We start from the raw sequence: 20,798 nt of genomic DNA, 5'->3' as shown, positions 1-20,798 counted from the left end.
GCGCCCCAACGACCTCGCGTGTTCCACAGCTGCCGGTGGGACCACACCGTGCCGCTGGCCGGCGCGCGGCTGGGCGTGGTAGGCACCGGCTCGTCGGCGGTGCAGATCGTCGGCGCCGTCACCGACACCGTGGGCGAGCTGCGCCTGTTCCAGCGCACCCCGCAATGGATCCTGCCGGTGCAAAATCCGCCCATCGACGAGGCGGACCGGGCCCGCTACCGCGCCAACCCGTCGCTGCTGACCAAGCTGCGCGCCGAACTGAACGCCGGGTTTGTCCAAAGTTTCGCCAACGCGGTCGTCGACGCGGACTCCCCCGCGCTGATGCAGCTGCAACAGGCCGCCTGCGCCAACCTCGAGGACAACGTGGCCGATCCCGTGCTGCGGGAGAAGCTGCGACCGGACTACCGGGCCGGCTGTAAGCGGTTGATCATCTCGCCAAATTTCTACCAGGCCATTCAGCGGCCCAACGCCCGCCTGGTCACCGAGCCGATCGCCTGGGTGGAGCCGGAGGGTGTCCGGACCGTCGGCGGTGAACTGCACCGGCTTGACGTGCTGGTGCTGGCCACCGGGTTTCGGGTGGATCGCTTCCTGCGTCCGATCGAGGTGGTGGGCCGCGACGGGGTGCGCCTCGACGACGTGTGGGCGCAGCGGCCGTTCGCCTACTTGTCGGTGTCGGTTCCGGGCTTTCCCAACCTGTTCATGCTCAACGGGCCTAACGGGCCGGTTGGCAATTTCTCGCTGATCGACGTGGCCGAGGCGCAGTTCGCCTACGTCATGCAGCTCATCGAGGTACTGGCCGACGGCCAATACCGTGCGATCAGCGCCAGCTGCGAGGTCACGACCCGCTTCGAGGCCGCGCGAGCGGAGGCGGCCGAGAAGACGGTGTGGGTGACTGGTTGCCGAAGCTGGTATCTGGACGACCGCGGGTTGCCGGCTGTGTGGCCGTGGAGTTTCACCAGGTTCCGGGACGTCATGACCCGTCCTGACCTGGGAGATTACGACCTTGTGTAAGGCCTGTTCAGGTGTCGTTAACGTAAAGAAACCGTCAATTCACTGACACGCTGGCTGGGATTAAATTGACCTGATCAAGTTATTCCTGCATTATCGGATGCGCAAGCACCTCGTTAGGTGAGGCGGCTACACGGACATAGGCCACTGACCCTGAACGTCGAGAGACGCCCCGGGTCAGGACAGCTCTTCCCGGCTTAAGGGTTGAGCCCAAGTGGCTTCCGGGATACCGGACACGCCGTGTGGTGTCGAAGCTCTAGCGAGAGGGGTGCGGTCACCGACATTCGTCGGGTCTGTACTCCTGCAGTGCACGTGGATTGTGCGGATATCCGCACCTGGCGTTGCTGTGAGGAGGTGAGGGACGAATGAGTTCCAGTGAGAGTCCGGACCGATATCCGGGTCCTGTTTCGTCCCGATCCGGTCTCCGGCACGCCGCCTCCAGCTGAAATCGGCTCGACTGCGCGCGTTGCCCAAGAGCAGGGAACTGCTCGGAACCAGCGGGACGGAACATCAAGTCCCAACAAAAACCGCTTGATTTCCGTCTAGGAGGCAACCATGACCGCTGTTCTGTACGACGACGTGGTGACCGCACCGGGCCCCCGGCTGACGGCAGCGCCGAAGCTGACCGTGGCGCGTGCGCCGAAGGACACCGCACCGAAGAAGGTTTCGCGGGACGTCAAGGCTGACCCCTTCGGCCAGGGAGACCCGTTGGTCACCGGGGCTGCTCGCTTGCTGAGCATTCCGCTGCGTCACCTGTACGCGGCACTGTGGCGAGTGGGACTGCTCGAGGTGGGGTAGTCCGATGACTGCCGAGCGTTCCTCCTCCCCAGGCCGCTAGTTGCCAGGTCGCTGACTCTTTGGTCGAGCGCCTGGCAACTTGCATTTTCGCTTCATTGTGTTTGAGCAGCTAGGACGCGACGCGCCGGTCATCATTGGTTGCCTCCATGATCGGCGTGTCGCATTCTAGGCAGAGGAACTATGTATCAGCGCGGTAAGGCCTTGCCGGTAAGCGGCGAGGCTGTGGCGCCAGGCGACGTCGATCGCTCCGCCGCTGTCGACATCGATCTCAGCGCCGACATGCACATAGGGTGCCGGCGGTACGTGCGGCACGATATCGAGGAAGTTGACCAGCCGAAAGCAGCTTTCGATGGTGGCGTTGAAAGCGGCCGCGAAGTCATTGAACCCGACCCGCGGCCCGGCGAAGGTGATGAGTCGCGGCTCGATGGTGTTTGGCGGCATGTTGCGGAAGATGTCCGGGGCGGCGAGCACGCTCAGCGCGGCGCCCAGGCTGTGTCCGGTGATCAGGATCTGGTCACAATCGGCGGTTGCGGTCGCTAAATTCGCGGCGATGCTGTCGCAGACGAGCTCGTAGACGTCTAAGAAGCCGGCTGCCACTTGTCCGAACCCGGCGACCGGAGCATATGCGGTGGGGACCGCGTCGAAGTCGGCGAGCCAGTCGGCCAAATCCGCGCTGCCGCGAAACGACACGAATGCGGTGTGAGTGGCCGCGTTGTGGCCCATCAGACCAAAGATGGTGGTGTCCTTCGTCATTGCCACCACCTCGGGATGGGGGTCGGTCGTCGCGGTGAGTAATGCACCGTCGGCTCGGATCAGTGCCGTCTGCACGAACCCGGTCGGCAGAGCAGGGGGACTGCCGTCCATCACGGTGTAGGCGGCCACCGACAACGGCAGAGCCACGTCGCGAGCCAATACTGCGTCGAACGCCACGCGCCGCAGTGTAAGAGGTGGCCCGCTGCAATCGCCGGAACTCGCCTGGTTTTCGCAGTAGCGTTGAATACCACCATGGCGACCGATCTGACGCTCTATCTCGCCGACGAGCCAGGTGAGCTGGCCCGGGTCGGCGACGTGCTCGGTAAGGCGGGCGTCAACATCGCCGGCCTGTGCGCATTGAGCAGCGGCGGCGGGCAGTCCGAGGTGCACATCTTGGTCCACGACGCCACGCCCGCGTTTGAAGCGTTGCACGACGCCGGAATCAAGATCGTCGAGGAGCAGGAAGTCATCGTTCTCGACATACAAGACCGTCCGGGCGCGCTTGCCGAGGCGATTCACAAGCTCGGCACCGCGAAGGTCAACTTGGAAACGGCCTACCTGGCCACCCATACCCGCTTGGTGCTCGGCGCGGACAACCTGGCCGACGCGAAGGCTGCACTGGGCTGAATACCGATTTGGCGCCGCCCGTAGAATTAGCCCAACGGCATCGATCCGGCTATCACCGGGGAGCCTTCGGAAGAACAGCCAACCAGGCTCAGTAGAACCGAACGGGTAGGCCCGTCACAGCCGTTATTGAGCGGTCGCGCATCAGCGCGGCAAGCGGGGTGGTACCGCGGTGCTCGCGCATCATGCGCGGCGTCGTCCCCGGGCCTGACAATGGCACAGGAGACGACGCAGTGACCGATCACAGCTATCCGAAACCGGGGGCACCCGACTTCCCGGCGGCCGAGCTTGAGGTCCTCGACTACTGGGCGCGCGACGACACCTTCCGCGCCAGCATTGCGCGCCGCGCCGACGCTCGCGAATACGTGTTCTACGACGGCCCGCCCTTCGCCAACGGCCTGCCGCATTACGGGCATTTGCTCACCGGCTACGTCAAAGACATCGTGCCGCGGTATCGCACCATGCGCGGCTACAAGGTGGAGCGCCGCTTCGGGTGGGACACCCACGGGTTGCCCGCCGAACTCGAGGTCGAACGCCAGCTCGGCATCACCGACAAGTCGCAGATCGACGCGATGGGAATCGCCGCGTTCAACGAGGCCTGTCGTGAATCGGTGTTGCGCTACACCGACGAATGGCAGGCCTACGTCACCCGCCAGGCCCGGTGGGTGGATTTCGACAACGACTACAAGACGCTCGATCTGCCGTACATGGAGTCGGTGATCTGGGCGTTCAAGCAGCTGTGGGACCAGGGTCTGGTTTACGAGGGCTACCGGGTGCTGCCGTATTGCTGGCGTGACGAAACACCGTTGTCCAACCACGAGTTGCGGATGGACGACGACGTCTACCAGAGCCGGCAGGACCCCGCGATCACGGTCGGATTCCGGGTCCCCACCGGGCAATTAGCGGGCGCGTACCTGCTGGTGTGGACCACGACGCCGTGGACCTTGCCGTCCAACCAGGCGGTGGCCGTCCACCCCGACGTGGCCTATGTGCAGGTGCGGGCGGGGGAGCGGCGCTATGTGCTGGCGGAAGCGCGGCTGGGTGGCTACGCGCGCGAGCTCGGCGACGAGCCGGAGGTGCTGGGCCGTTATCGCGGTGCGGATCTGCTGGGTATGCGGTATCTGCCGCCGTTTCCATATTTCATGGACTCGCCCAATGCTTTTGCGGTGCTGGCAGGCGAGTTTGTGACCACCGAGGACGGCACCGGGATCGTGCACATGGCGCCGGCCTACGGCGAGGACGACAAGGACGCGGGGGACAAGGCCGGCATCGTGCCGGTCACCCCAGTCGACAGCAAGGGCCGCTTCGACTCCAGCGTCCCGGATTACCAGGGCCAGCACGTGTTCGACGCCAACCCGCACATCATCCGGGATCTCAAAGACGGCACCGGCCCGGCGGCGGCCAACGGCGCGGTGCTGCTGCGGCACGAGACCTACGAGCACCCCTATCCGCACTGCTGGCGTTGCCGCAACCCCCTGATCTACCGGGCAGTGTCGTCGTGGTTTGTGAAAGTCACCGAATTCCGCGACCGCATGGTGGAGCTCAACCAGCAGATCACCTGGCATCCCGAGCACGTCAAAGACGGCCAGTTCGGCAAATGGCTGGGAAACGCGCGCGACTGGTCGATATCCCGAAACCGCTACTGGGGCACGCCGATCCCAGTGTGGGTATCCGACGACCCCGCGTATCCGCGGATCGACGTCTACGGCAGCCTCGACGAGTTGCAACGCGACTTCGGTGTCCGGCCCGCCCATCTGCACCGGCCGTACATCGACGAACTCGTCCGGCCCAACCCCGATGATCCCAGCGGACGTTCGATGATGCGGCGAATCCCTGACGTCTTCGACGTGTGGTTCGACTCCGGATCGATGCCGTACGCGCAGGTGCACTACCCGTTCGAGAACCGCGACTGGTTCGACAGCCATTACCCCGGCGACTTCATCGTCGAATACATCGGGCAGACCCGCGGATGGTTCTACACCCTGCACGTGCTGGCCACCGCGCTGTTCGACCGACCCGCGTTCAAAACCTGTGTGGCGCATGGGATTGTGCTGGGTTCTGACGGGCAGAAGATGAGCAAGTCGCTGCGCAACTATCCTGATGTCAATGAGGTGTTCGACCGCGACGGCTCGGATGCCATGCGGTGGTTTTTGATGGCCTCGCCGATCCTGCGCGGCGGCAACCTGATCGTCACCGAACCCGGCATCCGCGAGGGTGTGCGCCAGGTGATGCTGCCGTTTTGGAACGCCTACGGCTTCCTGGCGTTATACGCACCGAAAGTCGGCGTGTGGCGCACTGATTCGCCGCATGTGCTGGACCGCTACATCTTGGCCAAGCTGGCCGCGTTGCGGGACGACCTGACTGCCGAGATGGACGTCTGTGACATCTCCGGTGCGTGCGAGCAGCTGCGTCAGTTCACTGAGGCCTTGACGAATTGGTATGTGCGGCGCTCACGCCAACGGTTCTGGGAAGAAGACGCCGACGCCATCGACACTTTGCATACCGTGCTGGAGGTCACCGCTCGGCTGGCTGCGCCGCTGTTGCCGTTGACCACAGAGGTGATCTGGCGCGCCATCACCGGCGAGCGATCTGTGCATCTGACCGACTGGCCGTCGGCTGACACGCTGTTGGCCGATGCCGAGTTGGTTGCGGCTATGGACCAGGTCCGCGAGGTGTGCTCGGCGGCGTCGTCGCTGCGCAAGGCCAAGAAGCTGCGGGTGCGCCTGCCGCTGCCGAAAATGACTGTGGCTGTTGAAGATCCACAGCGCCTGGCGCCGTTTGCCGATCTGGTCGCCGACGAGCTGAACGTCAAGAAGGTCGAACTGACTGACGACATCGGCCGTTACGGTCGTTTCGAGCTCACCGTGAACGCTCGGGTGGCCGGACCACGGCTGGGCAAGGACGTGCAGGCCGCCATCAAGGCGGTGAAGGCGGGGGAGGGCGTCGTCAACCGGGACGGCACACTGACCGCGGGGCCGGCAGTGCTGCAGCCTGACGAGTACAGCTCGCGGCTGGTGGCCGCCGACCCGGAGTTCACCGCCGCGCTGCCCGACGGCGCTGGGCTGGTGGTCCTGGACGGCACGGTGACGCCCGAGCTTGAGGCCGAAGGCTGGGCCAAAGACCGCATCCGCGAGCTGCAAGAGCTGCGCAAGTCGACGGGGCTCGACGTCTCTGACCGCATCAGCGTGGTGCTATCAGTGCCTGCCGATCGCGAGGAATGGGCGCGGACGCATCGCGACCTCATCGCCCGCGAAATCCTGGCCACCCGTTTCGACTTCGGCGATCCGGGGCCGAAGGCCGCAGAGATCGGCGACGGCGTGCGGGTCGCGATCGTTAAGGCCTAGCCTCGGGTGATCGAAGTGCGCGGCGCGCGTACGGCCAGAACGGCATCCCGGCCAGCACGGTGCCGCCTGCGGCGATGAGACCGACCGCTACGTCGACGCTCTCGCGTCCCTCGGACTTCCAGTAGACATCCTCGAGGTCGAGCAGCAAGGCAAACTCGTCGACGATCATCGCGTTGGCCACGCCGAACGCGACAGCCGCCACGGGGTGGCGCCGTTGTTCGTCCGACCCGCGCAGGCCCACCGCGCCCACGGCCGACAGCAAGGCGATTCCAAGGTTGTAGTGGTGAAAATGCCTGCTGCCCAATTTGACACCGCCACCGGACGGGCCGTGACCGGCGTGGATCCAGTGGGTAAGCGCCCTGAGCCCGGTAAAAGTGATGGTGAAAGCCGCCCAAGCCAGCACGGCCGAGCGTTCGTCGGACTCGAGGCGTTGCAGCCATTCCTGACGCAGCCGCGACCATAGTGTCGACTCTTGCTGACTCATCCGCCCCCCTTCACCGCGCGCCAGCGCAGCCTGCCGCCCTGGGCGTCGACATGGACACCGCCAAAACCCACTGCGCGCAAGCGCTCCGGCAGCGTTTGCGGATGTACCGGGTTGCAGGTGTCGCGGAAATGCAAGATCCGGAACGGAATCGAGGCCGCGCTGTCGCTACCCGCGAACACCCCGCCGGGCCGCAGCACGCGAAACGCCTCGGCGAACAGGCGATCGTGGAGCTGCGCGGTGGGGATGTGATGCAGCATCGTGAAGCACACTACGGCGCTGAACTCGCCTGCGGGCAAACCGGTGTCGGTGCCGTCGCCGTGGATGATCTGTGCCCGGTCGCCGTAGGCGGCACGTAACCGGTCAGCCATCGTCTGGTCGATCTCGACCGCGGTGTAGCGGGCGGCTTTGTCGATCAGCACCCGGATGTTCGCGCCGTAGCCGGGTCCGATTTCCAGCACGTTGTCACCGAGGTCCACGTTGCAGAGCGCCCACGGCAGCAGCTGATTCTCCACAGTCGTGGCCCAGCGGTTGGAGCTGCAGAACACCCGGTGACACAGATTCATCGCCATGTATGCCGAGGTTATAGCAATAGCATCTGCGGTTGTGGACTCCCGCTGGGTGCTGCACCTCGACATGGATGCGTTCTTCGCCTCCGTCGAGCAGCTCACTCGGCCGACGCTGCTGGGCCGGCCGGTGCTGGTCGGCGGGCTCGGTGGCCGGGGCGTGGTGGCCGGCGCCAGCTACGAAGCGCGGGTGTTCGGTGCTCGGTCGGCGATGCCGATGCACCAGGCGCGCCGGCTGGTGGGCATCCACGCGGTGGTACTGCCGCCGCGCGGTGTGGTGTACGGAGTAGCCAGCCGTCGGGTCTTCGACACCGTGCGCGACGCCGTGCCCGTCGTCGAACAGCTTTCCTACGACGAGGGATTCGCAGAGCCGCCTGAACTCGCCGGCGCCTCGGCGTCCGATGTGGAGCGCTTCTGCGAGGACCTGCGTGGCCGCGTGCGCGACCAGACTGGCCTGATCGCCTCGGTCGGTGCCGGCTCAGGCAAGCAGATCGCCAAGATCGCATCCGGGTTGGCCAAACCCGATGGCGTGCGGGTGATCCGGCGGGCCGACGAACAGGCACTGCTGGCGGGGTTGCCGGTGCGACGGCTGTGGGGCATCGGCCCGGTCGCCGAAGAGAAGCTGCACCGGCTCGGCATCGAAACCATCGGAGAGCTGGCCGCGCTGACCGACGCTGAAGTCGCCAACATCCTGGGCGCAACAATCGGACCCGCCCTGCACCGATTGGCCCGCGGCATCGACGAGCGCCCGGTCGCCGAACGCGCCGAAGCCAAGCAGATCAGCGCCGAGTCGACCTTCCCAGCCGACCTGACCAGCCTCGAGCAGTTGCGGGAAGCCGTCGGTCCGATCGCTGAGCATGCGCATCGGCGGCTGTTGCGCGACGGTCGGGGAGCCCGCACCGTCACGGTGAAACTCAAGAAGTCCGATATGAGCACGCTGACCCGCTCGGCCACCCTGCCATACGGCACCAACGATGCCGCCACGTTGGTGGCGGTGGCCCTGAGGCTGCTGCTGGATCCGCGTGAGATCGGGCCGATTCGCCTACTCGGCGTCGGGTTCTCGGGCTTGACGGAACTGCGTCAGGAGTCGCTGTTCCCCGACCTCGAGCTGTTCGGCGAGATGTCGGCACCCGACCAGCGAGTCGACACATCCCCGGAGGTGCCACACGCAGCGGCCTGGCGGATCGGCGACGACGTCAAGCACCCCGAGCTCGGGCACGGTTGGGTTCAGGGCGCCGGACACGGCGTCGTCACAGTGCGTTTCGAGACCCGAGGCTCCGGACCGGGCCCCGCGCGAACATTCCCGGTCGACAGCAGCGAGCTCGCCCGCGCCAATCCGGTGGACAGCCTCGACTGGCCGCAGTATGTGGCTGCGTTGTCAGAGCAGACGGCCGACGATGTCGCCGATCGGTAGTTTCGCTGCCAGCGCGGCCATCAGCAGTACCCGGGCCTGACTGGGGGGAAGTCCGGGCACCATCACCGCGCCGGCATCGACCAGTTCGCGGCCCGGACCGTATCCCGGCCTGACCCGCCCGCCTGCAACGCGGGTCGACACCGCGATCACGATCCCGTCCTGACAATGGCGACGCACCCCGACGATCACCGCCGCTCCGGCATTGCCGGAACCGAGCGCTTGCAGCACCACACCGCGGGCGCCCGCGGCCACGCACGCGTCTAGCGCCGCCGCGTCACTTCCGGGGTAGGCCGCCACGATGTCTACTCGCGGGGCCGTGGCGGCGCTCAAGTCGCCGAGGTGGGGGCGTGTTTTGCAACCGGTTATGGCCACTTCGGCATCGGCGACGCTGCCGAGCAGCTCGCCGGCGAAACCATCACCGGTGGCGACCTTGTACAGGCCCAACGGCTGCATCACGCGACCCGCGAAACATACCAGTGCGCCCAGGTCACGCGCTTGCGCACTGGCCGCCAGCGCCAGCGCGTCCCGCAGGTTGGCCGGACCGTCGGCATCAGGGTCATCGGAACTGCGCAGCGCGCCGGTGAGCACCACCGGCGCGGGGCCGGCATACGTCAGATCCAGCCACAGCGCCGTTTCCTCGAGTGTGTCGGTACCGTGCGTGACGACCACACCGTCGGCGCCGCCCGCGGCGGCGGTTTTGACCGCGTCACGGATGCGATCCCAGTCGGCGGGCACCAGCTGCGAGCTGTCGAGCGCCATCAGATCCACGACATCGACGTCCAGCCCGGCCGTCAGATCGGCGCCGCTGCGGGTCGGGCGTCGCACACCGCCGGTGTCGGTGCTGTTAGCGATCGTTCCGCCGGTGGTGATGACGGTGAGTCGGTTCATGCTGGGATGATAGGGATGTGTCTGAGGAACCAACGCGATCGGCCGAGCCGGCGCCGGCGGCAGACGCTGATGCCGCCGCACCGCCACGACGGCTGCGTCTGCTGCTTTCCGTGGCAGCGGTCGTGCTGGTGCTCGACATCGCCACCAAGGTGCTTGCCGTCGAACTGCTGACCCCTGGGCAGCCGGTGTCAATCATCGGCGACACCGTCACCTGGACTTTGGTGCGCAACTCCGGTGCCGCGTTTTCGATGGCGACCGGATATACCTGGCTGTTGACGGTGATCGCGACCGGTGTCGTAATCGGCATTTTCTGGATGGGACGCCGCCTGGTGTCGCCGTGGTGGGCTATTGGCCTGGGCATGATCCTGGGCGGAGCGATGGGCAACCTCGTCGACCGGTTCTTCCGGTCACCGGGCCCGCTGCGCGGTCATGTCGTGGACTTCCTGTCGATCGGCTGGTGGCCGGTATTCAACGTCGCCGACCCGTCGGTGGTTGGCGGGGCGATCCTGCTGGTCGCGCTGTCGGTGTTCGGGTTCGACTTCGACACCGTCGGCCGGCGCACGCGCGAGGACCTCTCCGACACACGGCATGAGGTCGACGAACGCTGACGACCACCGGCGACGATGCAGAGCGAAGCGATGAGGAGGAGCCGGCGTTGACAGAAGCCCGCTCGATGCCGGTCCCGGAGGGATTGGCGGGTATGCGTGTCGACGCCGGGCTGGCGCGCTTGCTGGGGCTGTCGCGCACCGCGGCCGCGGCGCTGGCAGAAGACGGCAGTGTGGAGTTGGACGGCGTACCGGCCGGCAAATCCGACCGGCTGACCCCCGGCGCCTTGTTGCATGTGCGGCTGCCCGACGCGCCGGCGCCGGTAGAAAACACACCGGTCCACATCGAGGGCATGACGATCCTGTATTCCGACGGCCACATCGTCGCGGTGGACAAGCCGCCCGGGGTGGCGGCGCATGCCACGGTGGGCTGGACTGGGCCGAGCGTGCTCGGTGGGCTGGCGGCCGCCGGCTTCCGGATCACCACATCCGGAATCCATGAGCGGCAAGGCATTGTGCATCGCCTCGACGTCGGCACCTCAGGAGTGATGGTGGTGGCGCTCTCCGACCGCGCCTACACGGTGCTCAAGCGCGCATTCAAACTGCGCACCGTCGACAAGCGCTATCACGCGCTGGTGCAAGGACATCCCGACCCGTCGAGCGGCACCATCGATGCGCCGATCGGCCGGCATCGCAGCCACGACTGGAAGTTCGCCGTCACCAAGCATGGTCGGCACAGCCTCACGCACTACGACACGATCGAGGCCTTCGTCGCGGCCAGCCTGCTGGACGTGCACCTGGAAACCGGGCGAACGCACCAGATCCGGGTGCACTTCGCTGCGCTACATCACCCCTGCTGCGGCGACCTGATCTATGGCGCTGACCCGAAGCTGGCCAAAAAGCTTGGACTGGAACGTCAATGGCTGCACGCGAGGTCGCTGTCTTTCGCCCATCCGGCCGACGGGCGACAGATGGAGATCGTCAGCCCGTATCCACCAGACCTGCAACACGCCCTGGACGTGTTGCGGGCCGAGGGATGATCACGCCGGTTTGCGGGCATCGACTAGCGTTCGCGTCGAGTAGGTGACGAAAGGCCCATCGGCCGCGATGCGGTCGTGCAATTCGCGCAGCCCCTCCCGATAGCGGTCGACCGTCAAGGCGGGCACCACGATGGTGCTTTCCTGTGCGAAGGCTGATGTGGCAGATGCGACGGCTTGCTCAGACGCGTGCCGCCTCGGCGTCCGATGCGATCTCGCCTGCCAGCGGCGCCACCACCGCAAGTATTTCCGCCACCGTCTCGTCGGGGACCCCGGCAGCGGACAGCGAATCGGACAAATGACCGGCCACCAGGTTGAAGTGATGCATGGTGATCCCGCGGCCCTGGTGCACTTGCTTCATCGGCGCGCCGGTGTAGGGCTCCGGCCCGCCCAACGCGGCGGCGATGAACTCGGCCTGCTTGCCTTTCAGCCGGTTCATGTTCGTACCGGCGAAGAAGCCCGCGAGTTGTTCATCGGCCAGCACCCGCGCATAGAAGTCTTCGACCACGACCTCGATCGCCTCATGGCCGCCGATCCGGTCATAGATAGGTAGTGCCTTGTGCTTACGGAATCGTGACAGCATCCCCATGTCCCCAGGGGACCATTGAGGCATTGCCCATCCGTTAGGACGCCGTCACAGCGGGATTACTCGACGTAACAAGCCGATTGCTGGTGACTCACCGAGCCGACGTTTGGGTAACCCCGAGCACAGACAGTACGGCCGAACATCGTCAGGAGCGACCTACCATGAACCTCGGTGACCTCACCAGCCTCGTCGAAAAGCCGATCGCGGCGGTGTCAAACATCATCAACACCCCCAATTCGGCGGGCCGGTATCGACCGTTTTATCTGCGCAACCTGCTCGAAGCGGTCCAGGGCCGCACACTGGACGACGCCGTCGACCGCAAAATCACCCTCATCACCGGCGGCTCCTCGGGCATCGGAGAGGCGACCGCGAAGAAAATCGCCGACGCCGGCGGCGAAGTGGTGCTGGTGGCGCGCACCCGGGAGAACTTGGAGAAGGTCGCCGACGAAATCCGCGGCAAGGGCGGCACCGCTCACGTCTACCCCTGCGATCTGGTCGACATGGACGCGATCGCTGAAATGGCCGACCAGGTGCTCGCCGACCTCGGGCGCGTCGACATCTTGATCAACAACGCGGGCAAGTCAATTCGGCGCTCACTGGCGTTGTCCTACGACCGGATTCACGACTACCAGCGGACGATGCAGCTGAATTACCTTGGCGCGGTGCAACTTATCCTCAAGTTCATCCCTGGTATGCGGGAACGGCACTTTGGACACATCATCAACCTGTCCTCGGCAGGGGTGCAGACCCGCGCGCCGCGTTTCGGCGCCTACATTGCCAGCAAGGCCGCACTCGACACGCTATGCGACTCGCTGCAGGCCGAAACAGTCGGCGACAACGTGCGTTTCACCACCGTCCACATGGCACTGGTGCGAACGCCGATGATCAAGCCCACCACCATGTATGAGCGATTCCCGACGCTGACGCCGGATCAGGCGGCCGGTGTGCTCGCCGACGCGATAGTGCACCGGCCGCGCCGGGTCGGCTCACCGTTCGGTCAATTCGCCGCGGTGGCCGACGCCGTAAACCCGATGGTGATGGATTTCGTGCGCAACCGCGCATTCAACATGTTCGACGACTCATCGGCAGCACAAGGAAAAGAATCCGCCGAGGATGGCTCGAAATTCGACAAACGAAGCGAAGCCTTCGTGCGGGCCACCCGCGGAATCCACTGGTGAGACGATCATGAGCCTTCCGAAACCGACCAAGCAGACACCCGTCGTCGTGACCCGCGCGTCCTCGGGCATCGGCACCGAGGTGGCGCGCGGGCTGGCCCGCCTCGGCTATCCGCTCGTGCTGGTCGCGCGCCGCCGCGAACGCCTCGACGAGCTCGCCGCAGACCTGACCGACAAGCACTCGGTAGCCGTCGACGTCATGCCGCTCGACCTGGCCAAAAAGAAGGCCCGGGAAGAGTTGGCCGACCGCATGCGCGACGAGACGATCGCCGGCTTGTGCAACAGCGCCGGCTTCGGCACCAGCGGCCCGTTCCACACGCTGCCGCTCGAACGGGAAAGCGAGGAAGTCACCCTCAACGCGCTGACCTTGATGGAGCTCACCCACGCCGCCCTGCCGGGCATGATCGACCGCGGCGCCGGCGCGGTGCTCAACATCGCCTCGCTCGCCGGCTTTCAGCCGATCCCAGGCATGGCGGTCTACTCGGCCACCAAGGCCTTCGTGCAAACGTTCTCCGAAGCGGTGCACGAGGAGTTGCACGGAACCGGGGTGTCCTGCACCGTGCTGTGCCCGGGACCCGTGCCGACCGAGTGGGCCGATATCGCCGATGCCCAGCAGTGGAGCATCAGCGTCGCGCAGGTGTCCCCCCACGAGGTCGCCGAAGCCGCGATCGCGGGGATGCTCGACGGCAAGCGCAGCGTCATTCCCGGACTGGTGCCCAAGGTTGTCGGCGTCGGCGGGCGATTCGCGCCGCGTAGCGTGCTGCTGCCGGCCCTGCGGATCGGCACCGGCCTGAGGCCCTCGTAAGCCACGACGACACTCCAAAGCGACACGCCGAACCCATGTCGGTGGGCGGCCATAGACTGGCGACCTGATGACTGGCTCCTTCGTGCACCTGCATAACCACACCGAGTACTCGATGCTGGACGGTGCTGCGAAGATCAGCCCGATGCTGGCCGAGGCGCAGCGCCTGGAGATGTCGGCCATCGGGATGACCGACCACGGAAACATGTTTGGCGCCAGCGAGTTCTACAACGCCTGCACAGACGCCGGGATCAAGCCGATCATCGGGGTGGAGGCGTACGTCGCGCCCGGCTCACGGTTCGAATCCCGCCGCGTCTTCTGGGGCGATCCCGCGCAGAAGAGCGACGACGTGTCAGGTAGCGGGTCCTACACCCACCTGACCATGGTCGCCGAGAACGCGACCGGGTTGCGCAACCTGTTCAAGCTGACGTCGCTGGCGTCCTTCGAGGGCCAGTTGGGCAAATGGTCGCGGATGGACGCCGAGCTGATCGCCGAGCACGCAAGCGGCATCATTGCGACCACCGGCTGCCCCTCCGGCGAAGTGCAGACCCGGCTTCGGCTCGGCCAGCACCGCGAGGCGCTGGAGTCGGCCGCCAGGTGGCGCGAGATCTTCGGGCCCGACAACTACTTCCTGGAGCTGATGGACCACGGCCTGGCCATCGAGCGCCGGGTTCGCGACGGGTTGCTCGAGCTTGGCCGCAAGCTCGGCATCGCGCCGCTGGCGACCAACGACTGTCACTACGTCACCCGCGACGCCGCCCACAACCACGAGGCGCTGCTGTGCGTGCAGACCGGTAAGACCCTGTCGGACCCGACCCGGTTCAAGTTCGAAGGCGACGGCTACTACCTGAAGCCGGCCGCCGAGATGCGGGCGATCTGGGACGACGAGGTTCCCGGCGCCTGCGACACCACGCTGTTGATCGCCGAGCGGGTGGGCTCCTACGCCGAGGTGTGGACACCGCGCAACCGGATGCCGGTGTTCCCGGTCCCCGACGGGCACGACCAGGCCTCGTGGTTGCGGCACCAGGTCGAAGCCGGGCTAGCCCGGCGGTTCCCGCACGGAATACCGCCGGGGTATGCCGAGCGTGCCGCCTATGAGATCGAGGTCATCTGCGCCAAGGGTTTTCCGTCGTACTTCTTGATCGTGGCTGACCTGGTCAACTACGCGCGGTCGGTGAACATCCGGGTCGGCCCGGGACGGGGATCGGCGGCCGGGTCGCTGGTCGCTTACGCGTTGGGCATCACCGACATCGACCCGATTCCGCACGGTCTGCTGTTCGAGCGGTTCCTCAACCCCGAACGCACGTCGATGCCCGACATCGACATCGACTTCGACGACCGCCGCCGCGGCGAGATGGTGCGCTACGCTGCCGACAAGTGGGGACATGACCGGGTGGCGCAGGTCATCACCTTCGGCACCATCAAAACCAAAGCGGCGCTGAAGGATTCGGCGCGTATCCACTATGGGCAGCCGGGTTTTGCGATCGCCGACCGGATCACCAAGGCACTGCCCCCGCCGATCATGGCCAAAGACATTCCGCTGTCCGGGATCACCGATCCCAACCACGAGCGCTACAAGGAAGCCGCCGAGGTGCGCGGCCTGATCGATACCGACCCCGACGTGCGCACCATCTACGAGACCGCCCGGGGCCTGGAAGGTCTGATCCGCAACGCCGGCGTGCACGCCTGCGCGGTGATCATGAGCAGCGAACCGCTCACCGACTCGATCCCGCTGTGGAAGCGGCCGCAAGATGGCGCCATCATCACCGGCTGGGACTACCCGGCGTGCGAGGAAATCGGTCTGCTGAAGATGGATTTCCTGGGCCTGCGCAACCTGACGATCATCGGCGACGCGATCGAGAACATCAAGGCCAACAGGGGAATCGACGTCGACCTGGAATCGGTGCCGCTCGACGACCCGGCCACCTACGAATTGCTCGGCCGCGGTGACACACTAGGCGTGTTCCAGCTCGACGGCGGTCCCATGCGCGATCTGCTGCGCCGCATGCAGCCCACCGAATTCGAAGACGTCGTCGCGGTGATCGCGCTCTACCGGCCCGGGCCGATGGGCATGAACGCCCACAACGAGTACGCCGACCGCAAAAACGGCCGCCAGCCCATCAAGCCGATCCACCCCGAACTGGCCCAGCCGCTGCAAGAGATTCTTGCCGAGACCTACGGCTTGATCGTCTATCAAGAGCAGATCATGCGGATCGCGCAGAAGGTCGCCGGTTACTCTTTGGCGCGAGCTGACATTCTGCGAAAAGCCATGGGCAAGAAGAAACGAGAGGTCCTCGCCAAGGAGTACGAGGGCTTCTCAGCCGGAATGAAGTCCAACGGATTCTCGGACGGAGCCGTCAAGGCGCTGTGGGACACCATCTTGCCGTTCGCCGACTACGCGTTCAACAAATCGCACGCGGCCGGCTATGCGATGGTGTCTTACTGGACGGCCTACCTGAAGGCCAACTACCCCGCCGAATACATGGCCGGGCTGCTCACCTCGGTTGGCGACGACAAGGACAAGGCCGCGGTGTATCTGGCCGATTGCCGCAAGCTGGGCATCACTGTGCTGCCGCCGGACGTCAACGAGTCGGGCCTGAACTTCGCCTCGGTGGGCACCGACATCCGCTACGGGCTCGGCGCGGTACGCAACGTGGGCGCGAATGTCGTTGCCTCGCTGCTCACTACCCGCACTGACAAGGGCAAGTTCACCGACTTCTCCGACTACCTGAACAAGATCGACATCGCGGCCTGCAACAAGAAGGTCACCGAGTCGCTGATCAAAGCCGGCGCGTTCGATTCGCTGGGCCACCCCCGCAAGGGCCTGTTCTTGGTGCACACCGATGCCGTCGACTCAGTGCTGGGCACCAAGAAGGCCGAGGTGATGGGGCAATTCGACCTGTTCGGCGGCACCGATACCGCCACCGACGGGGTGTTTTCCGTCAAGATTCCCGACGAAGAGTGGGACGACAAGCACAAGCTGGCGCTGGAGCGCGAAATGCTGGGGCTGTACGTTTCCGGGCATCCGCTCAACGGTGTGGCGCACTTGCTGGCCACCCAGGTCGACACCGCCATCCCGGCAATTCTCGACGGCGACGTCCCCAACGAGGCCCCGGTCAAGGTCGGCGGCATTCTCGCGTCGGTGAACAGGCGGGTGAATAAGAACGGGATGCCATGGGCCTCAGCGCAATTGGAAGACCTCACCGGCGGCATCGAGGTGATGTTCTTCCCGCACACCTACTCCACGTATGGCGCCGAGATCGTCGACGACGCCGTGGTGCTGGTCAATGCGCGGGTGAAGATCTCCGACGACCGCATCTGCCTAATCGCCAATGACCTTGTGGTCCCGGACTTCTCGAGTGTACAGCCGAACCGGCCGCTGGCGGTCAGCCTGCCCACCCGCCAGTGCACCATCGACAAAGTGACCGCGCTCAAGCAGGTGCTGGTCCGCCACCCCGGAACCTCACAGGTGCATCTGCGACTGGTCAGCGGAGAGCGGGTCACTACCTTGGAGCTGGACGCCTCGCTGCGGGTAACGCCGTCCCCGGCGCTGATGGGCGACCTCAAGGCGCTGCTGGGCCCGGGCTGCCTGGGCGGTTAGCTGGTGGCTGATCCGGCGGTCGTGCTTTCAATCCGGACGCCGGGCGGCAAGGTGCTCACCGGGCGCTTATAGACAACCCCTTCTTTCATGACGAAGTCGACCTGGCCGGTGACCCCGATATCGGTGAACGGATCACCCGGCATGGCGATCAAATCGGCGATCCTGCCTTCGGCGATCACCCCGAGGTCGTCGAACGCAAGCAGCTCGGCCGCCACGCTGGTGGCAGCCTGCAAGGCGCGCAGCGGGCTGATGCCGGTCGACACCATTGTCGGGAACTCGCGCCAGTTTTCGTCGTGCGGGAACATGCCGGCGTCGGTCCCGAACGCGATGCGCACATTGCTTGCGGCGACCCTTTCTGCAGCGTCCAACAACGCGCCCCGGTACTTGCGGGCTTTGCGCTTGGCATACTCGGGCATGACCGCCCACATCGGGTCGTCATCGCCGCGCTGTGCACCGGAGAGGATCGCGTACTGCGTCGGCACCAGCAACACCCCGGCGTATGCCATCAGCCGCAATGTCTCCGCCGAGGCCAGGTTGCCGTGTTCGATGCTGCGCACCCCGGCGCGCACGGCGCGTCGGATGCCTTCGTCGCCGTAGCTGTGCGGAGTCACTGGCACGCCCAGATCGGTGGCCGTCGCGACCAAAACATCCATCTCCTGCTGGCTGTACGTCGCCTGGCCCGGATCGTCAGACGGCGAGGCGAAGCCCCCGGTGGCGGCGAACTTGATCCAGTCGGCGCCCGCGCGGATCTCCTGTCTGACCCTGGTTCGGATCTCGTCGCACCCGTCGGCCGCCGCCAATTCCATTGGCCGCGAAGGGCCGTGATATTCATCGGCGACCATGCCGCTGAAGTCGCCGTGCCCGCCGCGCGCGGAAATCATGTGCGGCGCCACCACCATCCGCGGGCCCACCACGATGCCAGCCGCGACTGCGTCGCGCAGGTCGATGGTCGGGTAGTCGACGTCCACGCACGCCAAGTCGCGCACGGTGGTGAACCCGTTCATCAGCAGCGTCCGCAGCACCGGCAGCGACCTCAACGCCTTGGCGACGCTGGAGGCGATGGCCACCGCAGGACCGAGCGGCGGGGCCAATGTCACGTGCACATGGCAGTCGATGAAGCCCGGGGTCAGCGTGTGTCCCGGCAGATCGATCACCTGCGCATCTGCCGGCGGCTCGAGCGCGACACCGATGCGCTGGATCCGGCTGTCGGCCACCAACACCTGCCGCGGCGCCGGCGCCTCGGCGAGCCCATCCCACACGTCAGCACCGGTGATCAGCGTCGGCGTCATGTCGGCGAACCTACTCTTACGCTGGCCGGGTCTGTGCTCTGATCGGGGTAGCGACGAAGGAGAAACCGAGATGTCCACATCCGAGCGCCCAACCACCATGTGCGAGGCGTTTCAGCGCACCGCCGCGATCGATCCGGATGCCGTCGCGCTGCGCACACCCGGCGACACCCAGACCTTGACCTGGCGGGACTACGCGGCCCAGGTACGGCGCGTCTCAGCCGGCCTGGCGGGGTTGGGCGTACGGCGCGGCGACACCGTGTCGCTGATGATGGCGAACCGGATCGAGTTCTACCCGCTGGAAGTCGGCGCGCAGCACGTCGGGGCGACGTCATTCTCGGTATACAACACGCTGCCCGCCGAGCAACTGACTTACCTGTTCGACAACGCCGGCACCAAGCTGGTGATGTGCGAGGAGCAATATGTCGACCGCATCCGAGCCAGCGGCGCTCAGCTCGAGCACATTGTCTGCATCGACGGCTCACCGGAGGGCACCCTGTCGTTGGACGACCTGTACAGCGCCGGCTCCCCTGAGTTCGATTTCGAATCCTCCTGGCGTGCAGTGCAACCCGACGACGTCATCACCCTCATCTACACGTCTGGCACGACGGGCAATCCCAAGGGAGTGGAAATGACGCACGCCAACCTGATTTTCGAGGCGTCTGCGCTCCAAGCTGTTCTCGGCGTGCGATTCGGTGACCGGATCACGTCCTTCCTGCCCTCGGCCCACATCGCCGACCGGATGATGTGCTTGTACAACCAAGAGGTGTTCGGCACCCAGATCACCGTGGTGTCGGATACCAAGGCGATCGCGGCGGCGCTGCCCGACACTCGGCCCACGATCTGGGGTGCGGTGCCGCGGGTATGGGAAAGGCTCAAGGCAGCAATAGAATTCGCGGTCCTGCATGAGCAGGACGAGGCCAAGCGGCAAGCGTTGCAATGGGGCATGTCGGTGGCCGCGAAGCGCGCCGCGGCGATGCTAGCTGCGGAGCCGATGTCGCAGGAGCTGGCCTCCGAATGGGCCAAGGCCGACGAGCTCGTGCTCTCAAAGCTCCGGGAGCGGCTCGGCTTCGGTGAGCTGCGGTGGGCGGCGTCGGGTGCTGCGCCGATTCCGAAAGAGACGCTCGCTTTCTTCGCCGGCATCGGCATCCCGATCTGCGAGGTGTGGGGGATGTCGGAGCTGAGTTGCGTGGCCAGCGTCAGCCATCCGCACGACGCCAAGCTCGGGACGGTTGGCAAGCTGTTGCCCGGGCTGGAGGGCAAGGTCGCCGACGACGGCGAGTTTTTGGTGCGCGGCCCGCTGGTAATGAAGGGTTACCGCAAGGAGCCGGCGAAGACGGCCGAGGCGATCGACGCCGACGGCTGGCTGCACACCGGCGACATCCTCGAAATGGACCCCGACGGCTACCTGCGGGTGGTCGACCGCAAGAAGGAGCTGATCATCAACGCGGCCGGCAAGAACATGTCGCCGGCCAACATCGAGAACGCCATCCTGGCCGCGTGTCCGATGATCGGCGCGATGGTCACCATCGGCGACGGGCGGCCCTACAACACCGCGCTGCTGGTCTTCGACGCCGACTCGGTAGGGCCGCTCGCGGCCCAGCACGGACTGTCGGACGCCTCGGCGGCGGCCCTGGCAGCCCACCCAGACGTGATCGCCCGGATTGCCGCCGGGGTCGCCGAAGGCAATGCCAAATTGTCGCGGGTCGAGCAAATCAAACGGTTCCGCGTACTGCCCACGCTCTGGGAGGCCGGCGGTGAGGAGATGACGCTGACGATGAAGCTCAAGCGCCGGCCGATCGCCGCGAAATACGCCGCCGAGATCGAGCAGCTATACGCAGACCAGCCGGGGCCGGACGTCCACGAACCCGCCGCCGCGCCGGCGGGGCA

Annotated in this window: 18 protein-coding genes and 1 riboswitch; of the genes, 11 read left to right on the top strand and 7 right to left on the bottom strand. The window is 65.9% G+C overall.

Annotated features, from left to right (window positions below):
- Positions 1-1,011: flavin-containing monooxygenase (locus ACFE99_RS10530; protein WP_375484957.1), on the top strand; the 1,011-nt coding region annotated here is incomplete at its 5' end.
- Positions 1,012-1,113: 102 nt separating this feature from the next.
- Positions 1,114-1,283: riboswitch (M-box (ykoK) riboswitch) on the top strand.
- Positions 1,284-1,563: 280 nt separating this feature from the next.
- On the top strand, positions 1,564-1,806 hold the full coding sequence (locus tag ACFE99_RS10525; RefSeq protein WP_375484955.1) for an Rv1535 family protein: 243 nt from the start codon (positions 1,564-1,566) through the stop codon (positions 1,804-1,806).
- A 165-nt stretch (positions 1,807-1,971) separates the two neighbouring features.
- Here the strand turns inward: ACFE99_RS10525 and ACFE99_RS10520 are convergent, their stop codons facing one another.
- The gene (locus ACFE99_RS10520) at positions 1,972-2,736 is read right to left on the bottom strand and encodes a lipase family protein (RefSeq protein ID WP_375484953.1); all 765 of its coding nucleotides are present in this window, start codon (positions 2,734-2,736) and stop codon (positions 1,972-1,974) included.
- A gap of 75 nt (positions 2,737-2,811) precedes the next feature.
- On the opposite strand from ACFE99_RS10520, the gene ACFE99_RS10515 reads away from it, so the two are divergent.
- The gene (locus ACFE99_RS10515; RefSeq protein ID WP_375484951.1) at positions 2,812-3,186 is read left to right on the top strand and encodes an amino acid-binding protein; all 375 of its coding nucleotides are present in this window, start codon (positions 2,812-2,814) and stop codon (positions 3,184-3,186) included.
- A 230-nt stretch (positions 3,187-3,416) separates the two neighbouring features.
- Complete coding sequence (gene ileS / locus ACFE99_RS10510; RefSeq protein ID WP_375484949.1) at positions 3,417-6,527, top strand: isoleucine--tRNA ligase; 3,111 nt, start codon at positions 3,417-3,419, stop codon at positions 6,525-6,527.
- On the opposite strand, the gene ACFE99_RS10505 is transcribed toward ileS, so the two are convergent.
- Positions 6,517-7,011, bottom strand: coding sequence for a hypothetical protein (locus ACFE99_RS10505; RefSeq protein WP_375484947.1), 495 nt, complete (start codon positions 7,009-7,011; stop codon positions 6,517-6,519). The two genes, ileS and ACFE99_RS10505, sit on opposite strands and share 11 nt — an antisense overlap.
- Positions 7,008-7,580: a class I SAM-dependent methyltransferase gene (locus tag ACFE99_RS10500; protein ID WP_375484945.1), complete on the bottom strand. Its 573-nt coding sequence runs from the start codon at positions 7,578-7,580 to the stop codon at positions 7,008-7,010. Before ACFE99_RS10500 ends, ACFE99_RS10505 begins: the two co-directional genes overlap by 4 nt.
- Before the next feature lie 49 nt (positions 7,581-7,629).
- On the opposite strand from ACFE99_RS10500, the gene ACFE99_RS10495 reads away from it, so the two are divergent.
- Positions 7,630-8,988 (top strand): DNA polymerase IV, encoded by a 1,359-nt coding sequence (locus ACFE99_RS10495; RefSeq protein ID WP_375484961.1) that lies wholly within the window; start codon positions 7,630-7,632, stop codon positions 8,986-8,988.
- On the opposite strand, the gene ACFE99_RS10490 is transcribed toward ACFE99_RS10495, so the two are convergent.
- Complete coding sequence (locus ACFE99_RS10490) at positions 8,953-9,876, bottom strand: asparaginase (protein ID WP_375484943.1); 924 nt, start codon at positions 9,874-9,876, stop codon at positions 8,953-8,955. The genes ACFE99_RS10495 and ACFE99_RS10490 overlap by 36 nt on opposite strands.
- Before the next feature lie 17 nt (positions 9,877-9,893).
- Between ACFE99_RS10490 and lspA the strand changes: the two genes are divergently transcribed.
- Complete coding sequence (lspA, locus tag ACFE99_RS10485) at positions 9,894-10,484, top strand: signal peptidase II (protein WP_375484941.1); 591 nt, start codon at positions 9,894-9,896, stop codon at positions 10,482-10,484.
- Between the two features lie 65 nt (positions 10,485-10,549).
- Positions 10,550-11,461 carry an RluA family pseudouridine synthase gene (locus ACFE99_RS10480; protein WP_375484959.1) on the top strand — a complete coding sequence of 304 codons (912 nt, stop codon included), beginning with the start codon at positions 10,550-10,552 and terminating at the stop codon, positions 11,459-11,461.
- Here the strand turns inward: ACFE99_RS10480 and ACFE99_RS10475 are convergent, their stop codons facing one another.
- Together ACFE99_RS10475 and ACFE99_RS10470 are read right to left on the bottom strand one after the other, a co-directional pair.
- Complete coding sequence (locus ACFE99_RS10475; protein ID WP_375484939.1) at positions 11,462-11,587, bottom strand: hypothetical protein; 126 nt, start codon at positions 11,585-11,587, stop codon at positions 11,462-11,464.
- Positions 11,588-11,639: 52 nt separating this feature from the next.
- Positions 11,640-12,047: a group 1 truncated hemoglobin gene (locus ACFE99_RS10470; RefSeq protein ID WP_375484937.1), complete on the bottom strand. Its 408-nt coding sequence runs from the start codon at positions 12,045-12,047 to the stop codon at positions 11,640-11,642.
- Between the two features lie 158 nt (positions 12,048-12,205).
- Between ACFE99_RS10470 and ACFE99_RS10465 the strand changes: the two genes are divergently transcribed.
- The 3 genes from ACFE99_RS10465 to dnaE all read left to right on the top strand — a co-directional run bounded on the left by ACFE99_RS10465 (position 12,206) and on the right by dnaE (position 17,622).
- Complete coding sequence (locus ACFE99_RS10465) at positions 12,206-13,222, top strand: SDR family NAD(P)-dependent oxidoreductase (protein ID WP_375484935.1); 1,017 nt, start codon at positions 12,206-12,208, stop codon at positions 13,220-13,222.
- 7 nt (positions 13,223-13,229) lie between these two features.
- Entirely contained in the window at positions 13,230-14,024 is a 795-nt protein-coding gene (locus ACFE99_RS10460) for an SDR family NAD(P)-dependent oxidoreductase (protein ID WP_375484933.1), read from the top strand.
- A gap of 67 nt (positions 14,025-14,091) precedes the next feature.
- The gene (gene dnaE / locus ACFE99_RS10455; protein WP_375484931.1) at positions 14,092-17,622 is read left to right on the top strand and encodes a DNA polymerase III subunit alpha; all 3,531 of its coding nucleotides are present in this window, start codon (positions 14,092-14,094) and stop codon (positions 17,620-17,622) included.
- Here the strand turns inward: dnaE and ACFE99_RS10450 are convergent.
- Complete coding sequence (locus ACFE99_RS10450) at positions 17,619-18,911, bottom strand: amidohydrolase family protein (RefSeq protein WP_375484929.1); 1,293 nt, start codon at positions 18,909-18,911, stop codon at positions 17,619-17,621. The genes dnaE and ACFE99_RS10450 overlap by 4 nt on opposite strands.
- A gap of 70 nt (positions 18,912-18,981) precedes the next feature.
- Here ACFE99_RS10450 and fadD11 point away from each other — a divergent pair.
- On the top strand, positions 18,982-20,798 hold a 1,817-nt coding region (gene fadD11, locus ACFE99_RS10445), incomplete at its 3' end, for a fatty acid--CoA ligase FadD11 (protein WP_375484927.1).

This window comes from uncultured Mycobacterium sp. (genome assembly GCF_964249325.1).
GTDB lineage: Bacteria > Actinomycetota > Actinomycetes > Mycobacteriales > Mycobacteriaceae > Mycobacterium.
This window is presented reverse-complemented; position numbering and strand designations above follow the sequence as displayed.

Coding starts and splice junctions, on each gene's coding strand:
- ACFE99_RS10525 (WP_375484955.1), top strand. CDS start 1,564: ATGACCGCTGTTCTGTACGACGACGTGGTGACCGCACCGGGCCCCCGG.
- ACFE99_RS10515 (WP_375484951.1), top strand. CDS start 2,812: ATGGCGACCGATCTGACGCTCTATCTCGCCGACGAGCCAGGTGAGCTG.
- ACFE99_RS10505 (WP_375484947.1), bottom strand. CDS start 7,011: ATGAGTCAGCAAGAGTCGACACTATGGTCGCGGCTGCGTCAGGAATGG.
- ACFE99_RS10500 (WP_375484945.1), bottom strand. CDS start 7,580: ATGGCGATGAATCTGTGTCACCGGGTGTTCTGCAGCTCCAACCGCTGG.
- ACFE99_RS10490 (WP_375484943.1), bottom strand. CDS start 9,876: ATGAACCGACTCACCGTCATCACCACCGGCGGAACGATCGCTAACAGC.
- ACFE99_RS10480 (WP_375484959.1), top strand. CDS start 10,550: ATGCCGGTCCCGGAGGGATTGGCGGGTATGCGTGTCGACGCCGGGCTG.
- ACFE99_RS10470 (WP_375484937.1), bottom strand. CDS start 12,047: ATGGGGATGCTGTCACGATTCCGTAAGCACAAGGCACTACCTATCTAT.
- ACFE99_RS10465 (WP_375484935.1), top strand. CDS start 12,206: ATGAACCTCGGTGACCTCACCAGCCTCGTCGAAAAGCCGATCGCGGCG.
- ACFE99_RS10460 (WP_375484933.1), top strand. CDS start 13,230: ATGAGCCTTCCGAAACCGACCAAGCAGACACCCGTCGTCGTGACCCGC.
- dnaE (WP_375484931.1), top strand. CDS start 14,092: ATGACTGGCTCCTTCGTGCACCTGCATAACCACACCGAGTACTCGATG.
- ACFE99_RS10450 (WP_375484929.1), bottom strand. CDS start 18,911: ATGACGCCGACGCTGATCACCGGTGCTGACGTGTGGGATGGGCTCGCC.